This is a genomic window from Amycolatopsis sp. NPDC051371 (assembly GCF_040682155.1).
Taxonomy (GTDB): domain Bacteria; phylum Actinomycetota; class Actinomycetes; order Mycobacteriales; family Pseudonocardiaceae; genus Amycolatopsis.
Window position 1 is genome coordinate 48978 of sequence record NZ_JBFBAG010000008.1, and the last position, 24275, is coordinate 73252.

General features: G+C 70.9%; 26 protein-coding genes. 13 read left to right on the forward strand and 13 right to left on the reverse strand.

Going from position 1 to position 24275, the window contains the following annotated elements; translation table 11 throughout:
* Nucleotides 1-1029 (forward strand): DUF4328 domain-containing protein, encoded by a 1029-nt coding sequence (locus AB0M59_RS12580; RefSeq protein ID WP_364613066.1) that lies wholly within the window; start codon nt 1-3, stop codon nt 1027-1029.
* Here the strand turns inward: AB0M59_RS12580 and AB0M59_RS12585 are convergent.
* On the reverse strand, nt 1026-1616 hold the full coding sequence (locus AB0M59_RS12585) for a TetR/AcrR family transcriptional regulator (RefSeq protein WP_364613069.1): 591 nt from the start codon (nt 1614-1616) through the stop codon (nt 1026-1028). The genes AB0M59_RS12580 and AB0M59_RS12585 overlap by 4 nt on opposite strands.
* Nucleotides 1617-1705: 89 nt before the next feature.
* Between AB0M59_RS12585 and AB0M59_RS12590 the strand changes: the two genes are divergently transcribed.
* Both AB0M59_RS12590 and mca read left to right on the forward strand, forming a co-directional pair.
* Nucleotides 1706-3070 (forward strand): DHA2 family efflux MFS transporter permease subunit, encoded by a 1365-nt coding sequence (locus AB0M59_RS12590; RefSeq protein WP_364613072.1) that lies wholly within the window; start codon nt 1706-1708, stop codon nt 3068-3070.
* An 85-nt stretch (nt 3071-3155) separates the two neighbouring features.
* Nucleotides 3156-4001 (forward strand): mycothiol conjugate amidase Mca, encoded by an 846-nt coding sequence (mca, locus tag AB0M59_RS12595; RefSeq protein ID WP_364613075.1) that lies wholly within the window; start codon nt 3156-3158, stop codon nt 3999-4001.
* 111 nt (nt 4002-4112) lie between these two features.
* Here mca and AB0M59_RS12600 read toward each other — a convergent pair whose 3' ends face one another.
* Nucleotides 4113-5279 carry a cytochrome P450 gene (locus AB0M59_RS12600; RefSeq protein WP_364613078.1) on the reverse strand — a complete coding sequence of 389 codons (1167 nt, stop codon included), beginning with the start codon at nt 5277-5279 and terminating at the stop codon, nt 4113-4115.
* 53 nt (nt 5280-5332) lie between these two features.
* Here AB0M59_RS12600 and AB0M59_RS12605 point away from each other — a divergent pair, with 53 nt between their 5' ends.
* The 4 genes from AB0M59_RS12605 to AB0M59_RS12620 all read left to right on the forward strand — a co-directional run bounded on the left by AB0M59_RS12605 (nt 5333) and on the right by AB0M59_RS12620 (nt 8470).
* A complete protein-coding gene (locus AB0M59_RS12605; RefSeq protein WP_364613081.1) occupies nt 5333-6214 on the forward strand; it encodes a DUF5926 family protein in 882 nt (293 codons plus the stop codon).
* A 358-nt stretch (nt 6215-6572) separates the two neighbouring features.
* Nucleotides 6573-6926, forward strand: a complete 354-nt coding sequence (locus tag AB0M59_RS12610; RefSeq protein WP_364613084.1) for a DUF952 domain-containing protein — start codon at nt 6573-6575, stop codon at nt 6924-6926.
* A gap of 210 nt (nt 6927-7136) precedes the next feature.
* Nucleotides 7137-7649, forward strand: a complete 513-nt coding sequence (locus tag AB0M59_RS12615) for a SigE family RNA polymerase sigma factor (RefSeq protein ID WP_364613557.1) — start codon at nt 7137-7139, stop codon at nt 7647-7649.
* Nucleotides 7646-8470 (forward strand): hypothetical protein, encoded by an 825-nt coding sequence (locus AB0M59_RS12620; protein WP_364613086.1) that lies wholly within the window; start codon nt 7646-7648, stop codon nt 8468-8470. Before AB0M59_RS12615 ends, AB0M59_RS12620 begins: the two co-directional genes overlap by 4 nt.
* 81 nt (nt 8471-8551) lie before the next feature.
* Here the strand turns inward: AB0M59_RS12620 and AB0M59_RS12625 are convergent, their stop codons facing one another.
* The 3 genes from AB0M59_RS12625 to AB0M59_RS12635 form a co-directional block, all read right to left on the reverse strand.
* Nucleotides 8552-9106, reverse strand: coding sequence for a ferritin (locus AB0M59_RS12625; RefSeq protein ID WP_364613089.1), 555 nt, complete (start codon nt 9104-9106; stop codon nt 8552-8554).
* A gap of 149 nt (nt 9107-9255) precedes the next feature.
* Nucleotides 9256-10443 (reverse strand): arginine deiminase, encoded by a 1188-nt coding sequence (locus tag AB0M59_RS12630; protein ID WP_364613559.1) that lies wholly within the window; start codon nt 10441-10443, stop codon nt 9256-9258.
* Nucleotides 10444-10483: 40 nt separating this feature from the next.
* The gene (locus AB0M59_RS12635) at nt 10484-11296 is read right to left on the reverse strand and encodes a type II CAAX endopeptidase family protein (RefSeq protein ID WP_364613092.1); all 813 of its coding nucleotides are present in this window, start codon (nt 11294-11296) and stop codon (nt 10484-10486) included.
* 22 nt (nt 11297-11318) lie between these two features.
* On the opposite strand from AB0M59_RS12635, the gene AB0M59_RS12640 reads away from it, so the two are divergent.
* Entirely contained in the window at nt 11319-11780 is a 462-nt protein-coding gene (locus AB0M59_RS12640) for a PPOX class F420-dependent oxidoreductase (RefSeq protein ID WP_364613095.1), read from the forward strand.
* Here the strand turns inward: AB0M59_RS12640 and AB0M59_RS12645 are convergent.
* Nucleotides 11772-12566 carry a DUF2470 domain-containing protein gene (locus tag AB0M59_RS12645; protein WP_364613098.1) on the reverse strand — a complete coding sequence of 265 codons (795 nt, stop codon included), beginning with the start codon at nt 12564-12566 and terminating at the stop codon, nt 11772-11774. The two genes, AB0M59_RS12640 and AB0M59_RS12645, sit on opposite strands and share 9 nt — an antisense overlap.
* Nucleotides 12567-12702: 136 nt before the next feature.
* Here AB0M59_RS12645 and AB0M59_RS12650 point away from each other — a divergent pair, with 136 nt between their 5' ends.
* Entirely contained in the window at nt 12703-13761 is a 1059-nt protein-coding gene (locus AB0M59_RS12650) for a hypothetical protein (RefSeq protein WP_364613101.1), read from the forward strand.
* On the opposite strand, the gene AB0M59_RS12655 is transcribed toward AB0M59_RS12650, so the two are convergent.
* Complete coding sequence (locus tag AB0M59_RS12655) at nt 13728-14966, reverse strand: MFS transporter (RefSeq protein ID WP_364613104.1); 1239 nt, start codon at nt 14964-14966, stop codon at nt 13728-13730. The genes AB0M59_RS12650 and AB0M59_RS12655 overlap by 34 nt on opposite strands.
* Nucleotides 14967-15367: 401 nt before the next feature.
* On the opposite strand from AB0M59_RS12655, the gene AB0M59_RS12660 reads away from it, so the two are divergent.
* Nucleotides 15368-15925 (forward strand): LysR substrate-binding domain-containing protein, encoded by a 558-nt coding sequence (locus AB0M59_RS12660; protein ID WP_364613107.1) that lies wholly within the window; start codon nt 15368-15370, stop codon nt 15923-15925.
* A 2-nt stretch (nt 15926-15927) separates the two neighbouring features.
* Here AB0M59_RS12660 and AB0M59_RS12665 read toward each other — a convergent pair whose 3' ends face one another.
* The 4 genes from AB0M59_RS12665 to AB0M59_RS12680 form a co-directional block, all read right to left on the reverse strand.
* Entirely contained in the window at nt 15928-16416 is a 489-nt protein-coding gene (locus AB0M59_RS12665) for a DUF4231 domain-containing protein (protein ID WP_364613110.1), read from the reverse strand.
* Nucleotides 16417-16450: 34 nt separating this feature from the next.
* Nucleotides 16451-17188 carry a hypothetical protein gene (locus tag AB0M59_RS12670; RefSeq protein WP_364613113.1) on the reverse strand — a complete coding sequence of 246 codons (738 nt, stop codon included), beginning with the start codon at nt 17186-17188 and terminating at the stop codon, nt 16451-16453.
* A gap of 1 nt (nt 17189) precedes the next feature.
* A complete protein-coding gene (locus tag AB0M59_RS12675; protein ID WP_364613116.1) occupies nt 17190-18998 on the reverse strand; it encodes a substrate-binding and VWA domain-containing protein in 1809 nt (602 codons plus the stop codon).
* Nucleotides 18999-19077: 79 nt separating this feature from the next.
* Nucleotides 19078-20250 (reverse strand): homogentisate 1,2-dioxygenase, encoded by a 1173-nt coding sequence (locus AB0M59_RS12680; protein ID WP_364613119.1) that lies wholly within the window; start codon nt 20248-20250, stop codon nt 19078-19080.
* An 85-nt stretch (nt 20251-20335) separates the two neighbouring features.
* Between AB0M59_RS12680 and AB0M59_RS12685 the strand changes: the two genes are divergently transcribed.
* Together AB0M59_RS12685 and AB0M59_RS12690 are read left to right on the forward strand one after the other, a co-directional pair.
* Complete coding sequence (locus AB0M59_RS12685; RefSeq protein WP_364613561.1) at nt 20336-21190, forward strand: hypothetical protein; 855 nt, start codon at nt 20336-20338, stop codon at nt 21188-21190.
* Entirely contained in the window at nt 21187-21822 is a 636-nt protein-coding gene (locus AB0M59_RS12690; RefSeq protein ID WP_364613122.1) for a helix-turn-helix domain-containing protein, read from the forward strand. Before AB0M59_RS12685 ends, AB0M59_RS12690 begins: the two co-directional genes overlap by 4 nt.
* Here AB0M59_RS12690 and AB0M59_RS12695 read toward each other — a convergent pair.
* Nucleotides 21819-22481, reverse strand: coding sequence for a DUF998 domain-containing protein (locus AB0M59_RS12695; protein WP_364613124.1), 663 nt, complete (start codon nt 22479-22481; stop codon nt 21819-21821). The genes AB0M59_RS12690 and AB0M59_RS12695 overlap by 4 nt on opposite strands.
* A gap of 56 nt (nt 22482-22537) precedes the next feature.
* Nucleotides 22538-23125 (reverse strand): TMEM165/GDT1 family protein, encoded by a 588-nt coding sequence (locus tag AB0M59_RS12700; RefSeq protein WP_364613564.1) that lies wholly within the window; start codon nt 23123-23125, stop codon nt 22538-22540.
* A gap of 186 nt (nt 23126-23311) precedes the next feature.
* Here AB0M59_RS12700 and AB0M59_RS12705 point away from each other — a divergent pair, with 186 nt between their 5' ends.
* Nucleotides 23312-24271 (forward strand): S41 family peptidase, encoded by a 960-nt coding sequence (locus AB0M59_RS12705; protein ID WP_364613126.1) that lies wholly within the window; start codon nt 23312-23314, stop codon nt 24269-24271.
* Nucleotides 24272-24275: the final 4 nt, after the last annotated feature.

Genomic DNA, 24275 nt, shown 5'->3' on the forward strand with positions numbered 1-24275 from the left:
TTGCAGCCGGGTCAGTCTCCTCAGTACCCACCCGGGTACTGGCCGCGCCAGGCGCCGCCGCCGAACGCCCAGCAGTTGCAGGGCCGGACGCTGGCCGCCCAGCCGGAGCCGTACCCGTACCACCGCCGTCCTTCGCACCGGCCGAAGCTGCGCTGGGTGGCGACCCCGCCGCCGGGCGCGTGGCCGCGTCGCCGCGTGACGCCACCCGAGCGGTACTACGGGCCGCCGTCGTACCCGGTGCCGCCGCGCTGGGGCTTCCCCAACCTGGTCTGGCGCCGCCCGACCTCGGTGCCCGGCACGGCGTCCGACGAGATCCGCCCGATCGACCGGATGCCGGTGCTCAGCCGCAGCCTGGTCGCCGTCCTCTTCGCGTTCGCCGTCCTCGCCGTGGTCGCCGCCGGCGCGGAGATCTGGCGGTACGTGCTGCTCGTCCAGGGCCGCGAGTCCGCGCTGAACCGCTCGGTGGTGGCGTTCTCCGACGGTTTCGTGCTCACCGCGGGACTGCTGGCCTCGATCCTCGCGCTGCTCCCGGCCGGGCTGACGCTCTGGTGGCTGCTGGTCGCCCGCCGGGCGGCGGCGGACGTCTCGGGCGACGACCCGCCGCGGCCGGTGTGGCAGGTGCTGGTCGGCGTCCTCGTGCCGGTGGCGAACCTGCCGATGGCGCTGTCGGTCGCCGGCGAGCTGGAGCACGCGGTGCTGGGCCGCCCGCGCGACGTCCGGCCGAAGCCGTCACGGCAGGTGCTCGTGTGGTGGGGCGCCTGGCTGCTGAACTGGGTCCTGCTGGGCGCGACGATCGTCTGGCGCTTCCGCGACGACGTCCAGGCGATGGCCGACAGCGTCGTCCTGGTCGCGCTGACCGACCTGGCGGCGGCCCTGCTGGCCGTGGTGACCGCCCTCGTCGTGCGGCGCTTCTCGGCGCTGCTGGCGCCGTCGGACGCGCGGGCCGTGCGCTCGATGCGCGTGCTGAAGGTGGCCGGAGCCCCGGAGCCCGAGCTGCGCACCGCACGGCCGTCCGGCGCGGCGCGCTAGTACCGGCCGAGCACCGGTTCCAGCTGGTCGAAGGCCAGTTCGGCGGCGGGCCACAAGGCGTCGGAGATCGCCTTCTCGTTCTCGAGGGTCCGGTCGAAGACCTCCTGGAAGAGCACCCGCAGCACGGTGGCGAGGTGGGCGGCCGCGAGCACCGGCTCGAGTCCCTGCTCGGGGTGGCGCCGGATCAGGAGGTGCGTCAGGGCGTCCTCGCGCTCGCGGTGCATCTCGTGCAGCGCGTTCGTCAGGACCTGGCTCTCCTTGATCATCCGCACGAAACCCGGGCCCGAGAAGCCGACCAGCGCGTGCTCGGCGCCGAGCGCTTCGAAGTAGAGCTCGCGGGTGTCGTGGAAGACGCTGTCGCGCACCAGGGTGGCCGGCCAGGAAGCGAAGTCCGCGCGGATGTCGAAGACCAGGTCTTCCTTGCGCGGGAAGTGGTTCGTCACGGTCATCTTGGCGACCCGCGCCTCGGTGGCGATGTCCGCGATCGTCACGTCCTCGAAGCCGTTGCGGATGAACAGCTTCGTCGCCACGTCCGAGATGGTCTTCCTGGTCTCGTGCTTCTTCTGGGCCCGGAGTCCCTCGCTCATGCCGTCACCCTACTGGGTCGAACCCAAGTTTGTGCTTGACTCAGTGAATGGGTCGGACCTAATCTGAGGTTCGACCTAATCCCCTGGGGGTGGATGTGACGACAGCGGTGGCTCGTCCCGACGCGGCGCTGTGGCAGCTCGGCGGGGTCCTGATCATGGGCGCGGTGCTGTCGATCCTCGACGCGACGATCGTGACCGTCGGGATCGACTCGATCGCCCGTGACCTGGGCAGCCCGGTCACGACGGTGCAGTGGGTGGCGAGCGCGTACCTGCTCGCGGCGTCGGCGGCGATCCCGTTGTCGGGCTGGCTGACGGACCGTTTCGGCGGCCGCGCGGTGTGGCTGACGGCGGTGGCGATCTTCACGGCGGGCACGCTGCTGTGCGGCTTCGCCTGGTCGGCACCGGCGCTGATCGCGTTCCGGGTGCTCCACGGCCTGGGCGGCGGGCTGATGCAGCCGGTCGGGCAGGCGGTGTTCGCGCAGGCGGCGGGTCCGGCGCTGGGCCGCATGATCGGCGTGATCACGCTGCCGGCCACGGTGGCCCCGGTGCTGGGCCCGCTGCTCGGCGGGGCCCTGGTGGCGGACTTCGGCTGGCGCTGGATGTTCTTCGGCGTCGTCCCGCTGGGCGTGGCGACGTTCGTGGTCGCCCGCCGGCTGCTCCCGGCTCCTTCGCCTTCCGGCGCCTGTTCGCGGCTCGACGTCCGCGGGATTCTGCTGCTTTCGCCGGGCCTGGCCGCGTTCGTCTACGGCCTGGCCGAGGGCGTGGTCGTCGCGTGGGCGGCCGGAGCGGTGCTGCTGCTGGTGTACGGCCTCCACGCCTCCCGGACGCCGTCACCGGTGCTCGACCTGAAACTGTTCCGGGACAAGGGGTTCTCGGTGGCGTCGATCAGCACCTTCCTGTTGGGCGCCTCCTTGTACAGCTCGATGTTGCTGCTGCCGTTGTACTACGAGCAGGTGGAGCACGCGAGTCCGTGGGAGGCGGGCCTGCTGCTGGCACCCCAGGCCCTCGGCTCGGCAGCGGTCCTGCTGGCCGGCGGCCGGCTCCTGGCCCGGTTCGGCCCTCGCCGCATGATGCTGGCCGGAATCGGCCTGTCCTTGCTGGGAACGGTCGCGTTCACCCAGCTCGCCTCGGCCCCCGGCGGAGTTCTGCTGACGATCTCGCTCCTGATCCGCGGAGCCGGCTTGGGTGCGGCGACGGCACCGGGAATGACTACGCTGTACGGCTCCCTGGAGCGCTCCCGGATCCCGCGAGCGGCCAGCGCGTTCAACGTGATCAACCGCGTCGGCGGTTCGCTGGGCACGGCTCTGCTGGCCGCGATCCTGCACACTTCCCTTGTATCCTCCGCGCCACCCGCGGCGTTCGGCACGACGTTCACCTGGGCTTTGGCGTTGTCAGCCCTGACCCTGGTTCCCGCGGCTTTCTTCCCCCGAGCAAGCCCAGCGCCACCACACTGACGAGGCCCCTGCGGTTCTGGTGCCTCCTTCGTCCGCCGCGGCCCATACCACCGCACCTCATGTCCGAGCCCTCCCAAGGAGTCCCGTGCCTTTCCGCCTCTTGAGCGTCCACGCCCACCCCGACGACGAGTCCAGCAAGGGCGCGGCCACCCTGGCCCGGTACGCGGCCGAAGGCGTCGACGTCCTCGTCGCCACCTGCACCGGCGGCGAGCGCGGCGACATCCTCAACCCGGCCGTGGACACGCCCGAAAACCGCGCCGACCTCCCGGCGGTCCGCCGCCGGGAGATGGCCGCCGCGGCCGCAATCCTGGGCGTCCGCCAGCGTTTCCTCGGTCTGGTCGACTCCGGCCTGCCCGGCGAAGGCGAACCACTGCCCGAAGGCTGCTTCGCCGCCCTGCCGCTGTCAGAAGCGTCCGCTCCGCTGGTCGCGCTGATCCGCGAGTTCCGTCCGCATGTCGTGATCACCTACGACGAAACCGGCGGCTACCCCCACCCGGACCACATCCGCACCCACGAGGTCACGCTGGAAGCCTTCACCGCGGCCGCCGACCCCGCCCGCTACCCGGGCACCGGCGAACCGTGGCAGCCGCAAAAGCTGTACTACCAAGCAGCCCTGAGCCGAGCGTGGTTCCAAGCCCTGCACGACGCCACGCTGGCCGCCGGCCTGGAGTCCGCGATGGCCGAAGTCCTGACGGAACTGCCCACCGAAGAAACCCTGACGGTCACCACCCGAATCCGCTGCGAGTCCCACTTCGCCACGCGAGACCGAGCCCTCCTGGCCCACACGACCCAGGTCGACCCGGCCCACGCGTTTTTCTCCTACTCACGCGAAATCGAGCAAAAAGTCTGGCCCTACGAGGACTACCACCTGGCCCACCCGACCCCACCCGCCAACCAAGAAGACGACCTCTTCACCGGAGTAACCCCGTGATGCCTCCCCAATCACGCGTGATGCCCCGCCAATCACGCGAGATCCGCCTTCAATCACGCGAGTTCGGTGTCCGATCACGCGAGATCCGCCCCGGATCACGCCGGACCCGGCTCATACCGTGACCCGAAGCTCCCGCAGCCCCCGGATCACGAACTCGGGCCGGCGCCGCGGAGCCTCGGCGATCCGCAATCCCGGCAGCTTCGCGGCCAACGCACTCAGCGCCGCGGCGATCTCCACCCGAGCGAGAGGAGCCCCCACGCAGTAGTGGATCCCCAGGCCGAACCCGAGGTGCGTGTTCGGCGTCCGTCCGATGTCGAGGGTGTCCGGCGCGTCGAACACCTTCGGGTCGCGAGCCGCGGCACCCAGCAGTGCGCCGATCTTCTGCCCTTGCGAAACGACATGTCCGCAGATCGACACGTCTTCGGTCGCCGTCCGCTCGAACAGCTGCAGCGGCGCGTCGAACCGGATGAGTTCCTCGACGCACGAATCCAGCAAGGAAGGAGACTCCAACAGCCGCTCCCACTGGTCCCGGTGGGTGAGCAGCGCGGTGATGCCGTTGCCGAGCACGTTGACCGTCGCCTCGTGGCCGGCCATCAGCAGCAGCACCGCGGTCGCGACCAGCTCGTCCGGCGTCAGCTCACTGCGCAGGAGGTCGCTGATGATGTCGTCGCCCGGGGCGTCGGCGCGCGCCGAAGCCACCGACCGGACGTACTCGACGAACTCGGCGGCCGCCCGCTCGGCCGCGTCGCGGCCGTCCTCGGGCAGGCCGTACTCGTACATCTTCACGATCGCGTTGGACAGCTCGACCATTCGCGGACCGTCGGTGCCGGGCACGCCCAGCAGCTCGGCGATCACCGCGACCGGTAGCGGCTGGGCCAGGTGTTCCAGGAGGTCCGCGCTGCCGTCGGCGGCGATCGCGGCGGCGAGGTCGCCGACCATCCGGTCGGCGAGCGCCGTGATCATCGGACGCAGCCGCTGCACGTGACCGCGGCCGAACGCGCCCGCGATCAGCCGGCGCAGGCGGGTGTGCGCCGGCGGCTCGTTCTCCAGCAGTGAGTTGCGGTGGAGCAGGTTGAACGACGCGAACCGTTCGAGCGGCTGCGCGTCCTGCCAGATCCGGCCCAGCCCGCGATGCCGCAGGACCGCCGACGACGCGGCGTGCGACACCGCGACGGCCAGGCCGAGCTCGTCGTGAAAATGGACGTCGCCCTGTTCGCGCAGTGCGGCGAACGCCGGGTACGGGTCTTCCAGGAACGCGGGATCGCGGGGGTCGAACACGTCGCGAGACTAACCCTTCGATAGCGTTCCAAGCCGAGCCAGAGGAGGCACCAGTGGGCAAGGGCGCGCGCAAGAAGGGTCCCAAGCAGGCGTCGGACCGCAAGCCGAAGGTGCGCGACGTCTTCGTCGGCCAGCCCTTCGAGGGGCTGGCGGCGGAGCCCGAGCTGATCGCGCTGCGCGAGTTCGTACCGTCCGCGACGGCCAAGCTGACCCTCGCCGACGGCGGCGACGTCACCCTCGGCACCGTGCTGCCGATGGCCGCGGCCGCGTTCGTCCGCTCGGACGGGGAGCGGTACCTCGGCCTGCAGGTGCAGACCCGGTCCTCCGACATCAGCCGCGACCTCGGCCGCTCGCTGAAGTGGCTGCTGGACGCCAAGGAGGGCGACGTCCTCGGCGTGCCGGACACGACGACCCCGCCGTCCGCCGACGAGAACGCCCGCCTCCAGGATCTGCTGACGCCGGGCGCCGAGCTCGACGTCACGCTCCACAAGGACTTCGCCTGGTGGCTGCCGGAGGACGCGGACGCCACGGGCGACGTCGCGGTGTCCCTCGAGCGCGCGAACGCCGCGATCATGCCGACCGAGCGCCTCGGCCACGGTGCCTACTGGGTGCTCGCCGGCGAGAAGGCGCACCTGCGCTGGGTCCGTCCGGAGCCGGAGAACCTGCTGCTCCAGGCGCTGGCCCGGTTGTCCGCGGCCGGCGAGCTCGGCCTTGGCGAGGGCTCCCGCTACGCGGGCTCGTTCCGGGCGCACGGGCTGCTGGTCCCGGTCTGGGACCTCGACCCCGAGGCCCATGCCCGCGAGTGGGCGGAGGCGAAGGACGCCCTCGGCACCCGCCTCGAGACGGCCCTGAAGTCCCTCGACACCGAACCGCTGAACGCGGCCGAGCGCCGCGCCCGCGACGGCCTCATCGGCCGCCAGCTCACCCTGCGCTGACCGCGCGCCCCCCGAACGACGATCCGCCGCCGAGCATCCCGCTCGGCGGCGGTTCTGATCTGACCTCGCCGCGCTGGACTGCGACTCGCAGGCGCGCCCGCGACGGCCGCCGGGCGGGCAGCCCGTCACCGACGAGCGCCACGCTTTGCGGCCTCGAAAGTGCGTCGGTGATGGGCGGCCTGCCGCCGCCGCACGTGCGGTGACCTGGCATCTCCCGCACCCGGCGTAGGCCCCGTCGGAAAGCACCGGACCATCGGTCCGTACCGGTGACCGGAAACCGCTCGATGAGCGTTCAACCAGGCCTTATGTGGCGCACGAGACACCGCCGCCGGAACGTCGTGGTGGGACCATTCTCCGCGTGATACTCCACATCTGCGGGGCGGCCGACTGGGCCGGAGTGGGCGAAGGCGGCGAGTACCGGCCGCCTTCACTGGGGGAGGTCGGGTTCGTCCACTGTTCCGACTTCGGCACGGCGCACCTGCCGGCCAACGCGCTCTACCGGGGCCGCACCGATCTGGTGCTGCTCGAGATCGATCCGGCCAAGCTCGGCGTCGCCGTCCGGTGGGAGGACGGCGAGCCGCCGCATCCGGCCGGTGTGTGGTTTCCGCACGTCTACGGGCCGGTTCCGCACGCGGCCGTCGTCGGCGTGCACGAGTTCACCGAAGCGAGCGGCGGCGGTTTCCGGCTGCCGGACTCGCTCGCGTGCCGCTGACGTGGCCAACTCATCACCCGCCCGGACGTCTGCGAATCCGGGCGGCAACGCGGGCAACCTGAGGGGGCTGTGATGCGTGTTCAGGGGGAAAGCGACTCGGCTTCCGGCTATCCGACCCCGATGGGAGGCGATACGGTGACCGCTGCGGCACCCGTCTTCACCGGGGGAGATACCTGGGTGACCAGCGCAGGCCGAGGGAGGGCCGCGACGTTGCCGGGTGAGCTGGCCGACTTCGGCGACTTCGTGCAGGCCACCCTGCCCGGACTGCTGCGGTACGGCCACGCGCTCACCGGCAACCCGCACGACGCGGCGGATCTGGTGCAGACCGTGCTGGAAAAGATCGGTTCGCGCTGGACCTACGTGCACGAGAAGACCGGCGACCCGCTCGCCTACGTCCGCCGGTCGATGGCGAACGCGCACGTCAGCCGCTGGCGCCGCACGCGCCGCGAGAACCTGGTGGCCGATCTGCCGGACACCAGCCCGCACGTGCCGGACGACCCGTTCGAGCACGAGCCGCTGTGGCGCGCGTTACGAACGCTGCCGCCGAGACAACGGGCCGTCATGGTCCTGCGTTACTACGAAGGTCTCTCGGAAGCGGAGATCGCCGGTGCCCTCGGCGTCACGCAGGGCACCGTCAAGAGCCAGGCCAGCAAGGCGATCGCCTCGCTGCGATTGAAACTGACAGCAGCCGACATCCAAGGCGAAGGGAGTGACGCGGGTTGAACATCTCCGAGGACGAGCTGGAGCAGCGCCTGCGTGAGCTGTTCGCCGACGAGCGGCTGGACCTGCCGCCACCACCGGAGGCCGGCACGACCATCGTCGCCGGTGCGCGACGGCGTCGCCGGCGCCGTCAGGGCGTTTTGGCCGTGACCGGTGTCGCGGCGGCCGTGGTGGCCGTCTCGGGTGGGCTCACCATGGTGCACCTGCACGCCGAGGACGGCACCGCGGTGATGTCCGCCGACGGTTCTTCCATCAGCGTCAAGCCGCCCGAAAACCTCACGGCCGGGCAGCAGCCCCAGACCTCGGTCCCGGGACCGACCAGTACCCAGGACATCGAGGTCTCGGCGCCTCCCGCTTCGCCGACGTCGAAGGCTTCGCGGCCGCCGTCGGCCCAGTCGTCGTCGAAACTGCCGCCCGTGCTGAGCGGGCCGCTGATCGGTTCGGACGGCTTCGGCGCCATCAAGCTCGGCATGTCCGAGACCCAGATCGCCGCGCAGGGCGTCACGCTCGTCGACGCGCAGGCCGGCGCCAGTTGCACGGTCTACACCGCGCAGGGCAGCGGGGTGCCGTCGGCCGCGACCGTCGTGGTCTCGAAAGCGGTCGGGCTCACGGTCGTCACCCCGAACCAGGCGGCGCACACCGCCGAGGGCATCGGCGCCGGCTCGACCAAGGAGCAGGTGCTCGCGACCTATCCCGCGGCGAGGGACGAATCAGGGGGCGTCGTCGCCCCGGCCACCGCCGCCGCCGACTACCACTTCCGGCTCGACGACTCCGGGGTCGTGCAGACCAGCCTCATGAGCGTCAACCAGGACTGCGCCGGCTGAGCGCCGGCGACATGCGAAAACCCGGGCTGTCCACAGGGGGAGAGCCCGGGTTTTCGGCGTGGTGGGAAAGCAGTCAAACAGTCAGAGTGCGCCGCCGGCCACCGGCGGCATCTGCGAGTCGGAGCCGCCGTCGCCGACGGACTCGCGGTGCAGGTGGTTCTCGACCTCGAACAGGTTGCCGTTCGCGCGCTTGACGACGTTCAGCAGCGTGCTCATCTGTGAGATCTCTTCGACCTGCTCCTTGAGGAACCACTGCGTGAACTGCTCGCTGATGTAGTCCTCTTCGGCGCGGGCGGCCTTGGCCATCGCGGAGATGTCGGTGGCGACGTCCTTCTCCTGTTCGAGCGCGAGCTCGATGACCTCGGTGACGCCGGAGAAGTCGTTGCGCACTTCGCCCGTGCCGGGGATTTCGACGTGGTGGTCGCGGTCGAGCATGTACTGCACGAGCGCCATCGCGTGGTTGCGCTCTTCGACGGACTGCTTGTAGAAGTGCTTCGCCAGCTGCGGCAGGTCCTCGGCGTCGAACCACACCGCGAGCGCGATGTACTGCTGGGACGCGTTGAACTCGTTGTGGATCTGCGCCTGCAGCAGTTCGAAGAACTTGGAGCGCGGTTCTTTCTTCTTGGTGAGGGCCATGGAGATCAGAATAGGTCAAGATTGGCGGAAAAGCCACTTGGGTCTGGTGATCTCTCCCCTATTAGGGTTACCATTCCTAAAGAAGACTTGCCTAGTTTAAGTAAGCCTTCCCTAAATTGTCGTACACATTTAGGGAAGGCTTACTTCATTTAATGCAACGGTTCCCGGCGGATCGGGCAGGACATGCACCGCGGCCCGCCTCGGCCGGAGCCCAGCTCGGACCCGGCGATCGGCAGCACCTCGATGCCGGCCGCCTCCAGGCGCTCGTTCGTCTCGACGTTCCGCTCGTAACCCACGACCACACCCGGCGCCAGCGCCAAGGTGTTGTTGCCGTCGTCCCACTGCTCGCGTTCGGCCGTCACCGGGTCGAGGCCGGTGTCGATGACGCGCAGCCGGTCGATCTCCATCGCCTCGGCCGCGGCCGCCAGGAACGGTGTCGGGCCCGCGACCTTGACGCCGCCGTCGCCGGTCGGGCGGATGGTGAACGCCGTCAGCGAGTCGCGCGCCAGCGGGTACATCACCACCGCGTCGGCGTCGACCATCGTGCACACCGTGTCCAGGTGCATCGTCGCGCGGGACTGCTCGATCGGCACCGCCAGCACGGTGTGCGCGATGCCGTCGGCGAACACCGACCGCGCGAGCGACTCCGCGCCGGCGGCGGTCGTCCGCTCGCCGACGCCGATGGCGAGCACGCCGGGCGCCAGCAGCATCACGTCGCCGCCCTCGATCGGCGCCGAATGCGCGCCGTACGCGCGGGCCGCGTGCCGGAAGTACGGGTGGTAGGCGTAGATCAGGTCCAGCACCGCGGTCTCGCGGCGGCGCGCGGGCATGGTCAACGACGAGATCGCGACGCGGTCGGCGATCCACGCCGACGAGTCGCGCGTGAACAGCAGGTTCGGCAGCGGGTCGACGGCGAAGTCGTGCGGGTGGTTCATCATCCGCACCAGTGACGCGCCTTCCGCGGACGGCAGCTCCTCGAACGTCATCCCGGCCATCAGCACCTCGGCGAGGCCGGCCGAGTTGACGCCGGACAGGTGCGAACGCAGTGAGTCGGCGAGGTCGCCGCCGAGCCGCCGGTCGTCGACCGCCGCGTGGACGCCGGCCGCGTGGGCGCGGTCGTCCGCCAGCGCCGTCCGGAGCGCGTCGGCCAGCAGCAGCACCTCGACGCCGCGGCTGCGCAGCACGTCGGCGAAGGCGTCGTGCTCGGCCTGGGCCCGGTCGACCCACGGGATCGAGTCGAACAGGAGCTGGTCGTTGTTGCGGGGCGTCAGCCTTTTGAGCTCGTTGCCGGGCCGGTGCAGCAGCACGGCGCGCAGGGGTCCGACTTCGCTGTCCACCCGGGGAGGTGCCGTTTCGTCGATCACCCCCCGAGCCTAGTCAGGGAAGCCAGGAAACGTGCCCCTTCAGCAGGGCATATCCGACGAAAGAAACGAAGTCGAACAGCGTGTGCGCCGCGACCAGCGGCCACAGCCGGTTGGTCTTCTGCCACAGCCGCCCGAACACCAGACCCATGATCAGGTTTCCGACGAAGCCGCCGAACCCCTGGTAGAGGTGATAAGAACCGCGCAGCACGGCGGCGCCGAACAGCGCGTTGTTCTCCCGGACGCCGAGCTGCCGCAGCCGCGTCAGCAGGTACCCGATGACCAGGACCTCTTCGGCGAACGCGTTGCCGAACGCCGACAACGTCAACGTGATCGGACGCCACCACGTGTCGTTCAAAGTGGACGGTTGCACCGCCAGGCTGAAGCCCAGGTGGTAGGAGATGAAGTACAGCGCGAGGCCGGGGATCCCGATCAGCGCCGCCAGCCCGAGCGTCAGCAGCGCGTCGCGGCCGGGGGCCCGGCGGTCCAGCCCGACCTGCGCGATCTTCATCCCGGCGCGCCACAGGAAGTACAGCCCGAGCGCGCCCCAGCCGACCAGCTGGGCGGCCGAGAGCAGCTGCTTGAGCAGGTCGATCAGGCTCGCCGCGGCCTGGGGCACGTTGAGCTGGACCTGCTGCTGGGCCAACGGCGTCGGCTGCAGCAGCGAGTCCACAAGGGACAGCAGGCTGCGCACGCCGGACAGCCCGAGCGTGATGCCGAAGACGATCAGCAGCTCGAGCTTGATCGCGCGGCGTTCCCGCGGGTCGTCGATCGGTTCCGGGAACGCCGGTGCGGCCGGGGCCAGCCACGATCGCGCGGTGAACGTCATGAGCGCACGCTACCTTCGGGGTATGCCGAGGAGCATCGCCACCAACGAAACCGTCGACCGCGCCGCGCTGGTCGAGTTCCTGTCCACCCGCCACCGCGCGATCCTGCTGGCCACGAAGGCCGACGGGAGCCCGCAGCTCTCGCCGGTCACGTGCGGCGTCGACGCCGAGGGCCGGCTGGTCATCTCGACCTACCCGAAGCGCGCCAAGGTCGTGAACATCAAGCGCAACCCCCAGGTCTCGGCCTGCATCCTCTCCGACGAGTGGAACGACCAGTGGGTGCAGCTGAACGGGACCGCCGAGGTGCTGGACATCCCGGAGTCCGTCGAACCGCTCGTGGACTACTTCCGTGCCATTTCGGGCGAACACCCGGACTGGGACGAATACCGCGAGGCCATGGTCAAGCAGGGCAAGAGCATCATCCGCGTGACGATCGAGAGCTGGGGCCCGCTGGCCAAGGGCGGCTTCCCCGCCGAACTAGCCTGACGCGCCCTTCAGGAACGGGCAGCCGACCAGCCGCCGCAGCTCCATCGCGAGCTGCGGCGGGCTCTCGACCGACTTCGAGAACGCCAGCCGGACGTCGTGGTCGCCGGAGTCGGACTCGACGCGCAGCCGCAGCCCGAACCGGTCGAGCCCGAGCGGGCGGATCCGGCCGCCGCGCAGCTCCGCCGGCAGGTGCTTGGCCAGCTGCTCGACGACGTCGGAGTGGTCGCTCTCCAGGTGCCGCAGCCACTGGGCCTCGTAGTCGTGGAACGGGTCGGGCGGCGCCGCGCTGAACATGTGCGGGCGCAGCGAGTGCGTGCCTTCGGCGTCCGCGAGCACGAGCGACGCCGGGGTGAGGCGCAGCAGCGTGACGCCGTGGCCGACGTCGAGGAGCCGTTCGTCCGGCCGCGACTCGGCGATCGACACCGCCCGCGCGCGAGCCGACACCGGCGAGAGCGGCCGCAGCCAGCCGGTGATCCACAGCAGCCCGCGGATCGGCTCCCGCAGGGCGACCGGCGCCTGGTCGGCGACCTCGACCATCACGGCCAGCTCGCCGCGCTGGGTCTGCCTGGCCGCGCCGACCATCGGGTGGTCGTCGGGCAGCAGCACGCTGACGCTCCCGCTGTGGTGCACGTGGTGCAGGACCGGGACGACGCGCTCGCCGTCGAGACCCGCGCGTTCGCAGGTGGGCAGCAAGGACGCGGGACCGTTGCGGGTCGCGATCGTCTTGGCGCGCTCGGCGGGGTTCGGCGCCGGCGGGCGGCGGATGGATGTCGGGGCCTCGGTCACGGCTCACCTCCTACTTAGGTGAGCCTAACCTGGATCCGACGGTCTGGATAGTCGCTCGTGTGCGGTCCGGGTCACGCGGGCGTTCCGCTGAACGGAGTACCCCGTAACGCCGATGTGCAAAATTCCGAAAAGGCCGGTGACCAGTGTCGACACGGTGGGGGCCAGCGTGCAGATCGTCCCGGTTCCCGAACGCGTGCCCGCGTTCGAGCTCGACCCCGCCATGCCGTCCGGCGCGCTGCCGATCTTCGGCGAGTACCTCGACCGGATCGGCCGCACCGCGGCGAACGGCCGCCTCCTGACCTGGGCCCTGCCGGTGATCGGGATCGCCCAGTTCTTCACCGGCGCCGGGGTCGCGCTGTCGCTGGCCACGATCGCGCTGGCCGCGGCGGTCGTGACGTGGTGGCTCTACCGCGCGCACCTCTGGGTGCCGGAGACGCGGCTGAAGCGGGAACCGTTCCGCCAAGTCGACATCGCGACCGACGGCTTGGTCGCGGCCGGGCGGACGGTCGGCGTCCGCCTGCCGGACGGCCGCTGGCTGCGCGTCCGGCTCGACGAGGCGTACCGGCTGCTGCTGGCCGGGCACCGGCGGGTGTGGCTGCTGGGACGCGGCCCGAAGGTGTTCGTCGGCTTCTCCGGGGTCGTGCGGGTGCACCGCGCCCGGATCTTCGACGCGCCGCCGGCGGGCGCAGTGGCGGTGCCGTCCGTGGCGGTGTCGGGTTCGCCGCGGCGCGATCCCGTGCTGGCCGCGCACCGCCGCCGGCTCGCCCGCGAGCTGCGTGCGACGGCCGCGTTCCTGCTGGTCCTGGCCGCGTTCGCGGTGTGGGTACGGGTGGACTTCCCGGCGACGAGGTGGGCCGCCTTGACCGTCGCGGCGGCCGCGCTGCTGGGAGCGCTGGTGGCGGCCACGCGCGCGTTCATCCACGGCCGTCCGCTGCCGGCGGACCACTGGACGGAGCTGCGCGCGGTCCTCGACGGCCCGGTCCGCATGGGCCGGCGCGGCGCGGCTCGCCTGAGCGGCTTGACGATGCTGGCCGACGGGACGGTGGTCGGCTTCCGCCTGCACAAGGCGGACCCGTCGATGGCGGCCAACATCGCGGCGACGGGCCGCCTGTGGATCGCAGGAGTCCCGCGGCCGGGCGCGGCGAAGACGGGTGTGCCGGGTTACCCGGTGCTGGGCACGGTCTGGCTGGGCTGAGCGGGTGTCCGGTCGCGGCGCGGCAGCAGCAACGGCGTCACCAGCACCAGGACCCCGGCGGCACCGATCGCGACCCGCGGGCCGGTGAAGCTCGCGAGCACGCCCCACAGCGCGGTCAGCGTGGCGATCGACGCCTTGGTGCTGACCGACCACGCCGAGAGCGTGCTCGCGATGCGGTCGGCCGGGAGCTGCTCGAGCCGGTAGGTCGCGAGCACCGGGTTGAACACGCTGCAGGAGACGATCAGGCCGAGTTCGACGACCATCACGAAGACCAGCCCACCGGGGCCGGCCGGGAGAAAGGCCAGCGCGAGCAGCCAGCACGCTCTGACGGCGCCGGCCACCACCAGGACGGGGTGCCTGCCGAACCGCGCTACGAGCCGCGGAGTCAACCGCGACCCGGCGAGCCCGCCGAGGCACGGCACCGCGAACGCGAGCCCGTACTGCCACGGCGTGAACCCGAGCTGGTTCAGCATCAGCACGGCGAGCAGCGGTTCGGTCCCCATGATCAGGCCGTTGAACAGCAGGACGTTGAAGTACAGCGGCCGCAGCCCGGGGTGCGCCAAAATGGTGCGCCACCCCTCGCCCAGGTCACGCGCACGCAGCCGGGTGGTCTGCCGCGGGCGTGGTTCGTCGCCGCCGATCGCCCGGATCCCGAGCGCGGAGAGCAGGAAGCTGACGGCGTTGGCGGCCACCGACGTCACCGGGCCGAAGAGCGCGAACGCGGCCCCGCCGAGCGGCGGGCCGAGCGCGGTGGCCGTCCAGTTCGTCGATTCGAATCGCCCGTTCGCGACGAGCAGGTCTTCGGGCGGCACGAGCCCCTTGACGAAAGCGCCGCTCGCCGAGGTGAAGGTGATGTCCGCGGCGGCGACGACCGCCGAGACGACGAGGAGCTGGACGAAGCTCAGCGACCCGAGGGCGTAGAGGACCGGCACGCTGATCAGCGCGGCGAACCGGACGAGGTCCATGGCCATCAGCACCGGCCGCTTGCGCCGCCGATCGACCCACGGTCCCAGCGGCACGGCCACGAGCGCACCGACGGCCGGCCCGACCGCGGCGAGCGCCGAGACGGCCGCGGGCCCGGCGTGCAGCACGAGGATCGCCAGCATGGGAAAGGCCCCGAAGCCGAGCCAGGTCCCGAACGCGCTCACGGCGTAAGCCGTCCACAGCCACCTGAACCGCCGCCCGAGCGACCTTCCGCGCATCACCGGAGGATCAAAGCGGGGAACGAGGCCGGGAGCAACCAGCCGCGCGGCGAGTCCTTGCACCGCAAGGGTTATCCACAGCCTCGACCCGATGTGGACAGCTTCGGCGGCCGGCGCCGGTTTCGGGCTCTGCGTCGGACCTCGCCGATAGACTGGACCCGGGGACGCCCCCCTGGGAGCGGCGGGGGATGTCTGGGCCCGCTGGAGATCGCCGCAGAGGCGCGGGTGCCCGGCCGCACCGCGTGCGGAGTCGTTCACCCCGGCGGCCGGAAGCGTTCCTGCTGCACGATCGCTGACGGTCGAGGCTCGAGCGCCTGCGTCCGTACGGGCCGTGCCGTTCCGGCCGGCGGCACTGCCCGGCGGCGTTGTTGCGCGGATTCGGCGAGCTCACTCCAGGCCTCCCGTTGCAGGTCGTAACGCTCTTCGCTACCGCGATCGCCGCGATCCGGGCCGGCTCGATCGACGCGTCGTTCCGCGCGGTCGTCGAGCTGCCCGAGGACCTCGACGCGCAGTGGGTGTTCGACGAGCCGCTTCAGCTGTTGTGCGGACGCGCGCACCCGCTGGCCGCGTTGTCGTCGGTGGCTCCGGCGGAGCTGGCCGGGCATCGGATCTGGATGCCCGGCGTAGTGCCCGGAACCGAGTGGGGCGCCTACTACGCCGAGTTCACGGCCGCGTTCGGACTGTCGGTCGACGCCGCCGGGCCGAACTTCGGCACCGAGGTCGTCCTCGACACGATCGCGGAATCGGTGGACGTGGCCACCTTGGTCGGGGCGGGGAGCCGGATCCTGTGGCCGGCCGGGCACGACTTGCGGCGCGTGCCGATCGAGAACCCGACGCCGGTGTATCCGCATTCGCTCGTCTGGCGGCGGGGCAACACGCACCCGGCGCTGGCCGCGTTGCGAAGGCACCTCGAGAAGGACGAGCGCGCGGCCGGCGGATGGCGCCCCGGCTGGGCTAGCTGACGTCAGTTCGCCGTCGCGTTCTCGCGGGACTTGCCGTACGACAGTCGAAGGGCGACCCAGCCGTCGCGTTCTCCCGCGCAGATCTCCTCGACGGTCTCGACCAGCACCGCCGCCGCGCCAGGGGCCGCGTAATCACCGTGCTTGGCGGCGAACAGCGCGATCTCCTTCTCGATCGCGTAGCGCGCACGGGTCCGGCTGGTCCAGTTCTCCTTGTACCCGCCCAGCGCCCGGATCCCGTTGATCAGCACCGCGAGGGACCCGACGGCGGCGATGAGCCGCACGTCGAGGGCGAAAGCCGCGAGTGCGGGGATCGTGGCGGTCACGACCAGGCTCGTCACCTCGACGATGGAGTGCCGGCGCCGCGCGGCCCACGACGACCGCTGGTAGCGCCGCCACTCGGCGAGCACCGACGGTGGCACGAGTTCGTCGTCGACGCCCTTCGCTTCCAGGACCCACTGACTACGCGCGATCGAGCGCGGTTCTGCCTTCATGGACGGAAGTTCACACCACCGGTCAAGCACGCGGTCAGCCGAGCGACTTCCGCGTCGCCTGCTCGGTCTCCAGCACGCCCTGCCGGATGCCCTCCAGCTGGTCGCTCAGCTCCCGGACCGCGCCGGTGTCCATCGCGACGTCCGTCGTCGCTGCCGTCAGTTCGGCGACGCGCGCCACCAGGCTGTCCAGGCCGAGCGCGCCCGACTGCAGCTGCGCCAGCAGCTTGTCGCTCGCGCCGGAGAGCCGCGCGTGGACGTCCTCCTGGGCCTGGACCGCCGTCAACGCCTGCTCCAGGTCGCCCCGGACCTCCTCGCGCGCCGACCCGATCGACTGCTCCAGCCGGCGCCGCTCCCGCGTCACGGCCTCGAGGTCGACGCGGGACAGCGCCTTCCCGGTCGCCGACGCGCGCCCCGCGAGGCGCCGGAGCGTCGCCAGCGTCTCCTGGACCACCGGCTCCATGTCCGCGACGCGGTCGGCGAGCGGACCGGCGTCGAGAGACGAACTCAGCGACGCGAACCCGTCGGCCGCACCTTCGGCCCGGCGCAGCCAGTTCTCCTCGGCGGAACCCGCGGCGACGTCGAGCACCCGCGCTTCACGCGGTTCCGGTTCCTTCTCGCGAGTCGCGACGGCGAGGCCCGCGCGGGCGGCCAGCACCACCACCCCGATCAGGATGGCGAGGAGCACCGGCAGTTGCACGGCCCACGCCACCCCGGCCGACGTGGCGGCCAGCAGCAGCCCCCACGGTTCGGCGAGCTCACGGGCGAACTTCATGTCAGAAATTGGAAATCACGGAGGTGAACACCTGGTTGATCGAGTCCGGTTTGGACGAATCGTACTCCGATCCCTCGGTCGCTTCGGCGATCTGCTTCAGCACGCCCTGGTCGGCGTCCGAGCCGTAGGCGATCGTGAACAGCCGGACCGTCTCCGCGTTGCCCTCCGGCCGCAGCTGCGGCAGCAGGTGCTCGAGGTCGACGCCGCCGGAGTCCTCGTTGCGGCCGTCGGTCAGCACCACGACCGCGTTGATCGCCGACGGGTCGATGTGCGCCTTCATGTACTCGTACGCGGCCTGCGAGGAGTCGTAGAGCCCGGTGCCCGCCTGCGGCGTCAGCCCGCTCAGCCGCATGGCCAGGGTCTCCTTGCCGCTGTTCCCGAGCGCCTGCACCGGGACCAGCTCCTGGTAGTCCTTGTCGCCGTCGAGGTGGGTGGAGAACTGCCAGAGCCCGACCTGGTCGCGCGGCACGAACTGGCCGAGCGCGTCGATCGCGGCCTGCTTGGCCAGGTCGATCTTGCTCTTGCCGGTGCCCTTGACCTCGTCACCCATCGAGCCGGAGACGTCCACGACCAGCAGCACGTTCGCCTTCTTGCGCAGTTCGGTCCACGTCGTCAGCAGCTTCGAGAGCACCGTCGGCGACGGCGGCTGCAGGAAGCTGATCTTCGCGTCCGGTTGGACGCCGTTCTGGGTCGTCACCTGCGGGCCGGGCTTGCCGTCGAACGACCGGAAGCCCAGCGCGGCGAACCGCTGCTGCGTCTCCGGGCCGCGCAGGTAGCCGAGGAAGTCGGCGGCGATCTGCTTGCGCGTCGGGTCGGCCCAGTTCAGCGTGACGAACGGGTGGTCGGAGTTGAGCGTGCCGTCCGCCGGGTAGATCGCGACGAGCGGCACCTTCGGCGGCGCGTGCTGGCCGACCTTCGCCGGGTCGTTGGTCGGGTTGCCCAGGTTGTAACCGATCAGCGAGTTCTCCTCGACCGTCACCGCCGAGATGTAGGACAGCGCCGCGCCGCGGTCGTCGGCCTTCTGCAGGTTCGTCAGGAAGGTCAGCGTGTTGTCGCCGTAGTGCACGATCGCCTGCTCGATGTTCGTGACGAACTGCTTCGCCTCGGGCTTCTCGAGCGCGGCCGCGGTGAGGTCGGACGACGTGCCGGTGGCCGCGTAGTACGCGCCGATGGTCGCGTTCAGCCCCGCGGTGGAGATGTTCGGGTTCGTCTTGCCGAGCCGGAACTTGCCCCACTCCGGGTGGCCGTACTTCGCCCAGCCCGCCGGGTCGGTCGCCAGTGTGGCGAGGTCCTTCCAGCCGATCGGCTTGGCCGGCCAGCCCAGCGCCTCGGCCATCGGCTTCGGCATGGCGACGGTCAGCGGCGAGTTCGCGACCGACTGCGGGTCGCCGTCCGGCACGATCGACGCCGAGTCGCCCTTCGCGTTGACGCGCAGCAGGTTGACCCAGCCGCTCGCGGCCGGCGTCCAGACGTCCGGGCGCGGCCCGTCGGTGGCCTCGTTCCAGCCGTTCGCCAGCGCCTGCATCGCGATGCCCGACGACTTCGACTTCACGACGACGTCGACGCAGTGGCCCGCGACCGTCCGTCCGGAGTAGGCCTTCGCGGCTTCCTGGACTATTCCGACCTTTTCCGGGGACGACGCGACGTTCAGCGCGACGGCATCCGAGCCGGTGCATTTCGGAGCGTCCGCCTCGTCGCCCGAGTCGCTGGTCCAGGCCCGGATCGCGACGATCAGTCCGACGGCCACCAGGATCGCGGCCAGGAACGGGAGAATCTTTCTCTTTCGCCGTGCTGGTTGGGAATTGATCATCGAATCCTCCCCGTTCCGCCACCGGAATCACCATTATCGGGTAGCGGAACGAGGAGGGGACGGTAATTCTTGAACTTGACTATTCCTTAGGGCCGCGGCGCGACCACGTCCACGCGTAACCAGGGTCCTCGGACGCGTCGGCGGCCTCGCCGAGCTCCAGCGGCGCGAACGTGTCGACCATGACGGCGGTCTCGTCGAAGAACTCCGCGCCGATCGACGCCTCCGCCGCGCCCGGCTGCGGGCCGTGCGTGAAGCCGGACGGGTGCAGCGAGAGCGAGCCGACGCCGATGCCCGAGCCCTTCCGGGCCTCGTAGTTGCCGCGCACGTAGAACATCAGCTCGTCGGAGTCGACGTTCGCGTGGTTGTACGGCACCGGGATCGAGTCCGCGTGGTAGTCGACCTTCCGCGGGCAGAAGGAGCAGACGACGAAGTTCGGGCCCTCGAACGTCTGGTGCACGGGCGGCGGCTGGTGCACGCGGCCGGTGATCGGCTCGAAGTCGTCGATGTTGAACGCCCACGGGTAGAGGCAGCCGTCCCAGCCGACGACGTCGAACGGGTGCGTCGCGTACGTGTAGCGCGTGAGACCCGCGCGGTGCCGCACGAGGACCTCGACGTCCTCGCCGTCTTCCAGGAGCGGCTCCGACGGCCCGCGGACGTCGCGTTCGCAGTACGGCGAGTGCTCCAGGAACTGGCCCTTCGCCGACAGGTACCGCTTCGGCGGCCCGATGTGCCCGCGCGCCTCCAGGATGAAGAGGCCGACCTCGCCGTGGGGGACGACGCGGTAGGTGCACGACGTCGGGAGCACGAGGTAGTCGCCGTCGGCGATCTCGAGGCTGCCGTAAATCGTCTCGACGGTCGCGGAGCCGCCCTGGACGTAGAACAGCTCGTCGCCGGCCGCGTTGCGGTAGAGCGGACTGGGCGCGGTCGCGGTGACGAACCCGATGGTGACGTCGTTGTTGCCGAACAGCCGGCGCCGGTCGGTCACCGCGTCGGCCTCGCCGCCGAACTTGAGGTCCTGCGTCCGGTAGGCCCGCGGCTTGAGCGGGTGGTTCGGCGTCAGCGTCCCGCGGTCTTCCTCGACCGCGACGGCGTCGACGATCGCCGTCGGCAGGCCGCGGTGGTAGAGCAGCGCGGAGTCGGCGGAGAAGCCTTCGACGCCCATCAGCTCCTCGGCGTAGAGGCCGCCGTCCGGCTTCCGGAACGCGGTGTGCCGCTTGTGCGGGATCTCACCTACTCGCCGGTAGTAAGGCATCGACAGCCCCTTCTGACGTGTCCGCTGTGCGGACGATTTTGTCCTCATGTCGTACGCTACTAGCGTGTCATTCGTGTCAAGCGCTGTGGAACTCACGCCCCCCGGCCCCCGTGGGATCCCTCCCCTGTTCGCGAGGCTCGTCGACGACTCGGCGCTGTTCCCTCCGGGCGATGCGGCCATGCCCGAAGCCCTGCGTTCGCACTTCGCGAGCCGGGAGTCCGAGCACGCCGGTGTGCTGGGGGTATTCCTCTGTCAGGCCTCCCGGCTGCCGGAGCTGATCACCGAGTTGATCAAGATCAAGCCGAAGCAGCCGCTGCCGCTTTCGCTCATCATCGACACCGGCCTCGGTGGCGTCCCGAAGGCGATCTCGATCGTCGAGTCGCGCAGCGAGCTGCTGGCGCTGCGGATGGTCGAGATGCCGGCGCCGTCGGACGTCGACGAGGTGTGGCTGGAGCGCGTCTCGGAGTTCGTCCCCGAGGACGTCATCCGCGTCGTCGAGCCGCGGCGCGGTGTCGGCTGGCTGGACGGCGTGCGGAAGGTCATCGAGCACGGCAGCTGGCCGAAGATCCGCTGCGGCGGCAAGGCGGGGGAGAACTTCCCCAACGTCGACGAGGTGGCGGACTTCCTCGCCGTCGTCTCCGGGTCGACCGGGGCGTCCTTCAAGGCGACGAACAGCCTGCACCGCGCGGTCCGGCACACCGACCCGGACACCGGGTTCGTGCACCACGGCTTCCTCAACCTGCTCGTGGCTTCCGCGCGCAGCCTCTCCGGCGGCGACGTCCGGGGTGCGCTGGAGTCGACCGACGCCGACGCGCTGGCCAAGGAGGCCCGCGGGTTGTCCGAGCAGGCCGCGAAGGCCGTCCGGGCGCTCTTCGCGTCGTACGCGGCGGCTTCGTTCGAGCAGCCCGTCGCCGACATGGGCGAACTCGGCTTGCTGTGACCGGCCGGGAGGGGTCGCTGACGCTCGACCGGGGCTTGGCGCTGCTGCAGGCAGTGGCCGACGCCGGCGGCGACGCGGCGACCATCTCCGAGCTGGCCGTGGCCATCGGGGCGAGCCGCGCGGCCGTCTACCGGCTGCTGGTGCCGCTGTCGGAGCGCGGGCTCGTCTGGCGCGACGGCACCAAGGTCCGGCTCGGTGTCGGCCTGCTCCGGCTGGCCGGGCAGGTGCTCCCGCAGCTGCGGGACGCGGCCGGCCCGGTGCTGCGCGAGCTGGCCGAGAAGGTCGGCGCGACCGCGCACCTGTCGGTCGCCCAGGGGACGCAAGCGCTTGCGGTGGCCGTCGTCGAGCCGTCGTGGACGAGCTTCCACGTCGCCTACCGCGTCGGGAGCCGGCACTCGCTGACGTCGGGCGCGGCCGGCAAGGCGATGTCCCTGCGCCCGGGCGGCGACGGCTGGGTGACGTCGACCGGTGAGCTGGAGGCGGGCGCGTCCGGCGTCGCGGCGCCCGTTCGCGGGGTGCCGGGCCTGAAGGCGAGCGTCGGGGTCGTCTCGATGGAGCCGCTGAAGGCCGCCGAGGTGGGTCCGCAGGTCCTCGCGGCCGCCGCCCGGCTGGCCGACATCCTGCGCGCTTAGCGGCGCGAAACCGCCAGCAGCGGCCGGACCATGGTCAGCAGCAGGGCGACGTCGACCGAGAACAGCAGCCGCTCGAACAGGCCGAGCGTGACGTCCTGCTGCGCGGGGCCGACGACCAGCGTGACGACGAACCCGCCGAGGACCACGGCGACGCTGGCGAAGCTCGCCGAAGCGAGCCGCCGGATCGTCGTCCGGCGCGGCTCCCACGGACAGCGCTCGCGGCCGCGCTTGGTCAGCACGAAGGCGGCGGCGGGCAGCGCGACGAACGCCGTCAGCGCGGCGATGTTGTGGACCTGCCCGGACAGCGTGCGCGCCTGCCCGTCCGGGTCGACGGGCACGAGCCCGCAGACGAGCAGCCCGGCCGACCAGACGCCGACCAGCACGCAGACGGCAGTGGTGCCCGGCCGGTGAGCCTTGGCGATGCCCGCGAGCAGCGCGACCGAGCCGAGTGACAGGGCCAGGCACATCACGCTGAACAGGGGAGCGGCCGACGACGAGCCGAGCTTGCCGTAGACGTACTCCGAGAGCGTCTGCCAGATCGGGCTGACCTGGCCGGAGAGGCGCAGGTGCAGGTCGATCGAGATGGCCACGGCCAGGCCGATGCCGCCGAGCGCGATCCGGCCGTGCAACGGCGAGACCGCGGGCACTGGCTTGTTCACCTGGCTTCCACCCTTTCGTTTCCGAAAGGTTACCCGGTGAACCTGTGAGCCGGCGGTCAGAAGGCGAGCTGGAGCAGGGCGAACGCCGCGAACCCGGCGAACGCGAACCCCGCGCAGCGCTGGATCAGCTTCGGGCGGATGCGGCTGCGGATCTTCCCGCCGATGAACACCGCGAGCCCGGCCACGACGATCAGCGCGGCGAACGCGCCGACGCCGACGGCGACGGGGTTGCCGATGCGGGCGGCGAGGCTGGCCGTCGCCAGCTGGGAGGCGTCGCCCCACTCGGCGGCGAAGAGCACGCCGAACGACGTCATCGCGGAGCGCAGGAAGGACAGTGGAGCCGGGCCGACGCGTGAAGCGTCTTCGCCTGCTTCATCTGCTTCGCTGAATCCCTCGCGGAGGAGCATGAAAGAGCCGAGGCCGAACATCGAGGCGACCACGAGCGAAAGGACCACGTCCGGCAACAGCGTCAGCACACTGCCGAACGCGACCGCGATGACGCATTGCACGGCGAACGCCGCGCAGACCCCGGCGAATACCGGACCGCCGCGGAAACGGGTGGTCAGCACCAGGGTCGCGACCAGCGTCTTGTCCGGCAGTTCCACGGCGAGGACCAGGCCGAACGCGCTGATCAGCGCCACCATCGCGGGAGTCATGAGTATTTCTCGCCCCTTTCACTGCAACGATAAAGGGGAGCTTCGGAACGGCGCAAGCTGATGGCTTCCGCGAAATTGCCGGATCGGCGGTCATGAATTTGTCGTCAAGCCGGGTCGCACAATTTTGTTCGGCACTCCGAAAAATCGATTGTGGACTGGGGTAGGTTGACGACCATGGGGTCTGAAGCGCGTGCTGCGCAGGTCAATGAGGTCATCCGCCGGTTGGAAGCTCACTACGTGTTCCCGGACGTCGCGACGAAGCTGGCAGAAGCGCTTCGCCAGCGTCTCGGCGAAGGCGCGTACGACGGACTGGATGACGCGGACTTCGCGACGCTCGTCACGACGGACCTGCAGTCGGTGAACGGGGACAAGCACCTGCGGCTGCGCCACCACGTCGACCCGGTCGCCGACGACGGCGACGCGGCCATGAACTCCGCCGGGTACCGGATCGAGGCCGAGCTGGAGGGCTTCGGCATCGCCGAGGTCCGGCGGCTGGCCGGCAACGTCGGTTACCTCGACACGACGCTGCTCTACCCGCCCGAGTTGGCCGGACCCGCGATCGCGGCGGCGATGACCCTGCTCGCGCCCGCGGACGCCCTCCTGCTGGACGTGCGCCGCAACCGCGGCGGCACCCCCGGCACGAGCGCGCTGCTGCAGACCTACCTCGTCGACGAGCAGGTCCACTACCTCGACATCTACGAGCGCGAAGGCCACCGGACCACCCAGATGTGGACCCTGCCGTACGTCCCGGGCCTGCGCTTCGGCGGCACCAAGCCGGTCTGGGTGCTGACCGGGCCGGGCACGTTCTCCGGCGGCGAGGACCTCGCGTTCTCGCTCCAGCAGCAAGGCCGGGCGAAGACGGTCGGGGAAGCCACCCGCGGCGGCGCCCACCCGCGTGAACAGTACAAAGTGGACACTTACCTCGACGTGACCGTGTCGATCGCGCGCTCGTTCCACCCGGAGACGGGGGAGAACTGGGAAGGCATCGGGGTCCGCCCCGACCTCCCGGTGGAGGCCGGCAAGGCGTTCGACACGGCGTACGAGCTGGCGCTGAAGCACGTGCTGGAGCTGGGCGACACGGGCCCGCGGCGGACGGTGGCGGACGAAGCGCGGCAGGCGCTCGACCGGCTGTAGTCAC